Origin of the sequence: Geobacillus jurassicus NBRC 107829, assembly GCF_001544315.1 — a bacterium.
GTDB classification, from domain to species: Bacteria; Bacillota; Bacilli; order Bacillales; family Anoxybacillaceae; genus Geobacillus; species Geobacillus jurassicus.
This window is the reverse complement of the sequence record NZ_BCQG01000104.1, coordinates 1-2,812: the sequence shown is the minus strand read 5'-3', so window position 1 is coordinate 2,812 and position 2,812 is coordinate 1. Positions and strand designations below refer to the sequence as shown.

At 33.7% G+C, this 2,812-nt stretch carries 1 protein-coding gene and 2 pseudogenes; all 3 read left to right on the top strand.

Going from position 1 to position 2,812, the window contains the following annotated elements; genetic code table 11:
• Nucleotides 1-382: pseudogene (locus GJ1_RS18770) on the top strand (helicase-related protein); the annotation flags it as partial.
• Nucleotides 379-2,277, top strand: a complete 1,899-nt coding sequence (drmB, locus tag GJ1_RS17255) for an MrfA Zn-binding domain-containing protein (protein ID WP_066235092.1) — start codon at nucleotides 379-381, stop codon at nucleotides 2,275-2,277. The pseudogene GJ1_RS18770 and the gene drmB, both read left to right, overlap by 4 nt.
• Nucleotides 2,278-2,627: 350 nt before the next feature.
• A pseudogene (locus GJ1_RS18485) lies at nucleotides 2,628-2,812 on the top strand (hypothetical protein); the annotation flags it as partial.

The following is a 2,812-nucleotide window of genomic DNA, read 5'->3' as shown; positions in this document are numbered from 1 at the left end:
AACATTGGATGTAGCTATTACTCCAGACAGAAAAGGAATTGAGAGATATTTGGAAGAAAAAATACTTCCATTCTATGAAAGATTAGTAAAAAGAGCAGAATTGATAGATGCTGAACAGGTTAATGAATTAAAGGATAGGTTCAAGAGAATTTTAAAAAATATATTAGAAGGCAATTATACGTCTTGGAAGGTGGACGCTAAAGTAAAGGGATTTATGTATCCTGCAGGATCTACTATTCCAATAACACTGAAACATTCAGCAATACCTATGATGAATTCCATGAGAAATGTTGATGCAGAGTGTCGAGGATTAATTACAGATTTATACATTTCAAACACAGATGATGGTGTGAATAGTTCATGGGAGGAGTTATTTAAATGAAAGATTTACCTTTACGAAGAGGGCAACTAGTTACAACATTTGGTCCGGGATCTCTTGTCGTCAGCCCGGAAGGAGAAACAGCAATTATAGGCGCTTTAGATAAATGGTATTATGATAAACATGGCAATCGATTAAATTCATTGCATGAATATGAAGTACAAGAACCAAGGTTAAAATCGCTATTGAAAGTTAACAAGCTTTTTCTTCCCCCTGATTTTAGATCAGGAAGTCAATATAGAGGGGAAGGAAATGCGATACAACAAACAAATACTGACGTATATATACCTTTATTGCGTTTCCCAACATGGCATTACTGTCCAAAATGTAAAACTTTATACCAATTACCACTCTCATCACGCACAAGTTGGTATCACTGCAGAGAATGTAATAAATTAACTAAAATGATTCAAGTACCTTTTGTCATTGTGTGTGAGCATGGTCATATCTCAGATTTTCCTTGGCGCGAATGGGTGCATAAAAATGAAAATACTCTTTGCGAAGGAACACTGAAACTAGTGTCAACCGGAGGAACAACATTAGACTCTCTGAAAGTTGAATGTAGCTGCGGAAAAGATCGTTCCCTAAAAGGGATTATGATAAAAAATAAGGGAGATAAGCAAAATAATAAAAGCGCTCTAAGCGTTATGCTAAATGAAGAAGATGAAAAAGAGTATACTTGTCCGGGAACAAAGCCATGGTATGGTTCCTTAGAAGAAAAAGATGAATGTTCTGCATATCCTGTTGCTGTTTTAAAAAATTCTATCAATGTGTATTTTCCTGTTAAAGTCAGTGCTATTCATATTCCTGGTGATAGGAGTGCTGAAATTGAATATCTAATTAATTTATTTGAAAAAAGAGGTATAACAAGCTCTTTGATTGAGACTCATGAAACTATGAATGGAAAAATTGAATTTATAAAAAAATTATGTCCACCTGAAATTAGTGATTACACAGATTCAGATATCGAGAGAGCAATTATCTATATTCAGCAAGGAGATATTAGTCAGGAGCAGGAGAATAATCAATCGGAATGGATAGAACATCAACTGCGCGAAAAAGAATTTGAAACTTTATCAGAAGAGGTTGATCATTCCGAAAATTTAAAAGTCCTAAAAGAATGGCAATGTAATGAGATAGATGAAACAGATATAAGAACTTTTTTTAGTAAAGTGAATCGGGTTACGAAATTAAAAGAAACTATTGTTTTTACAGGATTTAACAGACTTAAAACAAATATTGAGCATCTAAATATATTTGAAATAAGAGAAGGAAGAAAATTACTGTTCAAAGATCCAGATGCTCCGGAAAACAACTGGCTTCCTGCATATAAAGTATATGGAGAAGGTATATTTTTCACCTTGAATACAGAAAGACTGAAAATTTGGGAAGAACAGCCCAGTGTCCGAGAATATTATAAAAAATATTTAGAACGTTATCGTAACAGCAATCATTTTATTGATAGTAGTATTTATAATCCTAGATTTGTTTTACTTCATACTTTATCACATATTCTGATCAATGAATTGTCATTAACATGTGGATATAATACGGCTTCCATTCGCGAAAGATTATATTTACATGAAACTCAGTCCGGAGTTCTTATTTATACTTCCTCCGGAGACAGTGATGGTACTTTTGGTGGACTTGTTCGGATGGGACTAACAAAAAACTTTTTCTCGGTTGTTTATAGAGCCTTGGAAAAAGCTAAATGGTGCAGTTCTGATCCAGTATGTACAGAAATTGGAATGTCTTTAGGTCAAGGATTGAATCGACTAAATGGTGCAGCGTGTCATAGTTGTGCCTATCTTCCTGAAACTTCATGCGAATTGCAGAATTTATCATTGGATCGTTCCTTATTAATTGATCAGGAAATAGGATTTTTTAATACAATATAATTACTTTTTCTGTGATAGCACTATATATTAATTGACAAAATTGGACAAATGTGAAATATTTATACGAGGTTTAGCTCTTCACCATAAAATTACTTAATTTTTCGCTAGAAATTTGTTAAAGATCATCTGGATAATGACCGTATAAATAATTAAATGAAACAAACAAAGAATGAAACACTATTTGCAAAAAATTAATTGTTTGTTGAGTACATATTATGGTGATGTCAAATTAAAAATATTAGGTAAATCGTCAAATTAAATTAACTGTAGATGAGCAAATTCACTAACATAAATTTACAGTCAAACAAAAAAGGAGACATGAACCGGACTCCTTGGTTAGAATAGATGTGCTGCCAACTACCCATAAGGAGGTTCATGTCTCATGAATCAATGAGCACATCACCAAGGAATCCACAAGTTTTTCCTAGCGTTAGGGTTGGCGTTGCATTTCTCCAAACCGGTTCTGAAGCATCTCGTTCATATCGTTGATGCCTTGACGACCAAGGGGGTTTCGGGAACATGGAACGATCTTCAT

Coding starts and splice junctions, on each gene's coding strand:
- drmB (WP_066235092.1), top strand. CDS start 379: ATGAAAGATTTACCTTTACGAAGAGGGCAACTAGTTACAACATTTGGT.